The sequence below is a fragment of the Pseudomonas sp. 21 genome (assembly GCF_000955805.1).
Classification (GTDB): domain Bacteria; phylum Pseudomonadota; class Gammaproteobacteria; order Pseudomonadales; family Pseudomonadaceae; genus Pseudomonas.
Genome location: NZ_JYOA01000016.1, coordinates 182 through 5,230 on the forward strand (window position 1 = coordinate 182; position 5,049 = coordinate 5,230).

Genomic DNA, 5,049 nt, shown 5'->3' on the forward strand with positions numbered 1-5,049 from the left:
ACGAACTTTCGGTTCGTTACGTCTTCACCGTACAACACGCAAATTGTTTGGGTGTTATATGGTCAAGCCTCACGGGCAATTAGTATCGGTTAGCTCAACGCCTCACAGCGCTTACACACCCGACCTATCAACGTCGTAGTCTTCGACGGCCCTTCAGGGGAATCAAGTTCCCAGTGAGATCTCATCTTGAGGCTAGTTTCCCGCTTAGATGCTTTCAGCGGTTATCTATTCCGAACATAGCTACCCGGCAATGCCACTGGCGTGACAACCGGAACACCAGAGGTTCGTCCACTCCGGTCCTCTCGTACTAGGAGCAGCCCCTCTCAAATCTCAAACGTCCACGGCAGATAGGGACCGAACTGTCTCACGACGTTCTAAACCCAGCTCGCGTACCACTTTAAATGGCGAACAGCCATACCCTTGGGACCGGCTTCAGCCCCAGGATGTGATGAGCCGACATCGAGGTGCCAAACACCGCCGTCGATATGAACTCTTGGGCGGTATCAGCCTGTTATCCCCGGAGTACCTTTTATCCGTTGAGCGATGGCCCTTCCATACAGAACCACCGGATCACTAAGACCTACTTTCGTACCTGCTCGACGTGTCTGTCTCGCAGTCAAGCGCGCTTTTGCCTTTATACTCTACGACCGATTTCCGACCGGTCTGAGCGCACCTTCGTACTCCTCCGTTACTCTTTAGGAGGAGACCGCCCCAGTCAAACTGCCCACCATACACTGTCCTCGATCCGGATAACGGACCAGAGTTAGAACCTCAAGCATGCCAGGGTGGTATTTCAAGGATGGCTCCACGCAGACTGGCGTCCACGCTTCAAAGCCTCCCACCTATCCTACACAAGCAGGCTCAAAGTCCAGTGCAAAGCTACAGTAAAGGTTCACGGGGTCTTTCCGTCTAGCCGCGGATACACTGCATCTTCACAGCGATTTCAATTTCACTGAGTCTCGGGTGGAGACAGCGCCGCCATCGTTACGCCATTCGTGCAGGTCGGAACTTACCCGACAAGGAATTTCGCTACCTTAGGACCGTTATAGTTACGGCCGCCGTTTACCGGGGCTTCGATCAAGAGCTTCGCTTTCGCTAACCCCATCAATTAACCTTCCGGCACCGGGCAGGCGTCACACCCTATACGTCCACTTTCGTGTTTGCAGAGTGCTGTGTTTTTAATAAACAGTCGCAGCGGCCTGGTATCTTCGACCGGCATGGGCTTACGGAGTAAATCCTTCACCCTCGCCGGCGCACCTTCTCCCGAAGTTACGGTGCCATTTTGCCTAGTTCCTTCACCCGAGTTCTCTCAAGCGCCTTGGTATTCTCTACCCAACCACCTGTGTCGGTTTGGGGTACGGTTCCTAGTTACCTGAAGCTTAGAAGCTTTTCCTGGAAGCATGGCATCAACCACTTCATCATCTGAAAGATGACTCGTCATCAGCTCTCGGCATTAAGACCCCGGATTTACCTAAGATCTCTGCCTACCACCTTAAACTTGGACAACCAACGCCAAGCTGGCCTAGCCTTCTCCGTCCCTCCATCGCAGTAACTAGAAGTACAGGAATATTAACCTGTTTCCCATCGACTACGCTCTTCAGCCTCGCCTTAGGGACCGACTAACCCTGCGTCGATTAACGTTGCGCAGGAACCCTTGGTCTTTCGGCGTGGGAGTTTTTCACTCCCATTGTCGTTACTCATGTCAGCATTCGCACTTCTGATACCTCCAGCAAGCTTCTCAACTCACCTTCACAGGCTTACAGAACGCTCCTCTACCGCGCATCTTACGATGCACCCGTAGCTTCGGTGTATGGTTTGAGCCCCGTTACATCTTCCGCGCAGGCCGACTCGACTAGTGAGCTATTACGCTTTCTTTAAAGGGTGGCTGCTTCTAAGCCAACCTCCTAGCTGTCTAAGCCTTCCCACATCGTTTACCACTTAACCATAACTTTGGGACCTTAGCTGACGGTCTGGGTTGTTTCCCTTTTCACGACGGACGTTAGCACCCGCCGTGTGTCTCCCACGCTGACACTTCCAGGTATTCGGAGTTTGCATCGGTTTGGTAAGTCGGGATGACCCCCTAGCCGAAACAGTGCTCTACCCCCTGGAGTGATACGTGAGGCGCTACCTAAATAGCTTTCGAGGAGAACCAGCTATCTCCGAGCTTGATTAGCCTTTCACTCCGATCCACAAGTCATCCCCTACCTTTTCAACGGGAGTGGGTTCGGTCCTCCAGTCAGTGTTACCTAACCTTCAACCTGCTCATGGATAGATCGCCCGGTTTCGGGTCTATACCCAGCGACTAAAACGCCCTATTAAGACTCGCTTTCGCTACGCCTTCCCTATACGGTTAAGCTCGCCACTGAATATAAGTCGCTGACCCATTATACAAAAGGTACGCAGTCACCTAACAAAGTAGGCTCCCACTGCTTGTACGCATACGGTTTCAGGTTCTATTTCACTCCCCTCTCCGGGGTTCTTTTCGCCTTTCCCTCACGGTACTGGTTCACTATCGGTCAGTCAGTAGTATTTAGCCTTGGAGGATGGTCCCCCCATATTCAGACAAAGTTTCTCGTGCTCCGTCCTACTCGATTTCACTTCAAAGAACCTTTCACATACGGGGCTATCACCCACTATGGCCGCACTTTCCAGAGCGTTCTGTTAGATTCAAAGAAGCTTAAGGGCTAATCCCCGTTCGCTCGCCACTACTAAGGGAATCTCGGTTGATTTCTTTTCCTCAGGGTACTTAGATGTTTCAGTTCCCCTGGTTCGCCTCTTACACCTATGTATTCAGTGCAAGATACCTAACTTATGCTAGGTGGGTTTCCCCATTCAGAGATCTCCGGATCAAAGTCTGTTTGCCGACTCCCCGAAGCTTATCGCAGGCTACCACGTCTTTCATCGCCTCTGACTGCCAAGGCATCCACCGTATGCGCTTCTTCACTTGACCATATAACCCCAAGCAATCTGGTTATTGTCTCGAACGTGAAGACGACATTCGCCGAAAATTCGCGCTTGAACTCGCAAATTTTACCTTGACTTGAATAATCACCAGTGAAAGAGATTATTCAGTCTACTTCTATCACATACCCAAATTTTTAAAGAACAGTTCTGGCACAAAGACCAGACATCAATGTTCGTTCATCCTGAACATTCATGTCTGAGCTTTCGACGATTAATGGTGGAGCCAAGGAGGATCGAACTCCTGACCTCCTGCGTGCAAAGCAGGCGCTCTCCCAGCTGAGCTATGGCCCCATCGGATCAGCAGCACACCACAACAATTGGTGGGTCTGGGCAGATTCGAACTGCCGACCTCACCCTTATCAGGGGTGCGCTCTAACCAACTGAGCTACAGACCCAATCGTCTAACCAGTGAATCAAGCAATTCGTGTGGGAGCTTATGAAGAAGCTGAGATCTTCGATTAAGGAGGTGATCCAGCCGCAGGTTCCCCTACGGCTACCTTGTTACGACTTCACCCCAGTCATGAATCACTCCGTGGTAACCGTCCCCCTTGCGGTTAGACTAGCTACTTCTGGAGCAACCCACTCCCATGGTGTGACGGGCGGTGTGTACAAGGCCCGGGAACGTATTCACCGTGACATTCTGATTCACGATTACTAGCGATTCCGACTTCACGCAGTCGAGTTGCAGACTGCGATCCGGACTACGATCGGTTTTATGGGATTAGCTCCACCTCGCGGCTTGGCAACCCTCTGTACCGACCATTGTAGCACGTGTGTAGCCCTGGCCGTAAGGGCCATGATGACTTGACGTCATCCCCACCTTCCTCCGGTTTGTCACCGGCAGTCTCCTTAGAGTGCCCACCATAACGTGCTGGTAACTAAGGACAAGGGTTGCGCTCGTTACGGGACTTAACCCAACATCTCACGACACGAGCTGACGACAGCCATGCAGCACCTGTGTTCCGATTCCCGAAGGCACTCTCGCATCTCTGCAAGATTCCGGACATGTCAAGGCCAGGTAAGGTTCTTCGCGTTGCTTCGAATTAAACCACATGCTCCACCGCTTGTGCGGGCCCCCGTCAATTCATTTGAGTTTTAACCTTGCGGCCGTACTCCCCAGGCGGTCGACTTATCGCGTTAGCTGCGCCACTAAGATCTCAAGGATCCCAACGGCTAGTCGACATCGTTTACGGCGTGGACTACCAGGGTATCTAATCCTGTTTGCTCCCCACGCTTTCGCACCTCAGTGTCAGTATCAGTCCAGGTGGTCGCCTTCGCCACTGGTGTTCCTTCCTATATCTACGCATTTCACCGCTACACAGGAAATTCCACCACCCTCTACCGTACTCTAGTCAGGCAGTTATGGATGCAGTTCCCAGGTTGAGCCCGGGGATTTCACATCCATCTTACCAAACCACCTACGCGCGCTTTACGCCCAGTAATTCCGATTAACGCTTGCACCCTTCGTATTACCGCGGCTGCTGGCACGAAGTTAGCCGGTGCTTATTCTGTTGGTAACGTCAAAACAGCAAGGTATTAACTTACTGCCCTTCCTCCCAACTTAAAGTGCTTTACAATCCGAAGACCTTCTTCACACACGCGGCATGGCTGGATCAGGCTTTCGCCCATTGTCCAATATTCCCCACTGCTGCCTCCCGTAGGAGTCTGGACCGTGTCTCAGTTCCAGTGTGACTGATCATCCTCTCAGACCAGTTACGGATCGTCGCCTTGGTAGGCCTTTACCCCACCAACTAGCTAATCCGACCTAGGCTCATCTGATAGCGCAAGGCCCGAAGGTCCCCTGCTTTCTCCCGTAGGACGTATGCGGTATTAGCGTTCCTTTCGAAACGTTGTCCCCCACTACCAGGCAGATTCCTAGGCATTACTCACCCGTCCGCCGCTGAATCCGGAAGCAAGCTCCCATCATCCGCTCGACTTGCATGTGTTAGGCCTGCCGCCAGCGTTCAATCTGAGCCATGATCAAACTCTTCAGTTCAATACTGCTTGGGTTTTGAGAAAACCCTAAACTTGGCTCAGCAATCGCATGCTCAATTTAATGAGCTAAAACTCTCGAATTCACGAGTG

2 tRNA genes and 2 rRNA genes are annotated in these 5,049 nt (G+C 52.0%); all 4 read right to left on the reverse strand.

The features are described 5' to 3' along the window. Positions 1-58 precede the first annotated feature (58 nt). The 4 genes from UB43_RS27765 to UB43_RS27780 all read right to left on the reverse strand — a co-directional run bounded on the left by UB43_RS27765 (position 59) and on the right by UB43_RS27780 (position 4,960). A 23S ribosomal RNA gene (locus UB43_RS27765) occupies positions 59-2,950 on the reverse strand. 229 nt (positions 2,951-3,179) lie between these two features. After that, positions 3,180-3,255: transfer RNA gene (locus tag UB43_RS27770), tRNA-Ala, on the reverse strand. A 27-nt stretch (positions 3,256-3,282) separates the two neighbouring features. Further along, positions 3,283-3,359: transfer RNA gene (locus UB43_RS27775), tRNA-Ile, on the reverse strand. 64 nt (positions 3,360-3,423) lie between these two features. After that, a 16S ribosomal RNA gene (locus UB43_RS27780) occupies positions 3,424-4,960 on the reverse strand. The 16S and 23S rRNA genes sit together here with 2 tRNA genes alongside, the layout of an rRNA operon. Positions 4,961-5,049 lie beyond the last annotated feature (89 nt).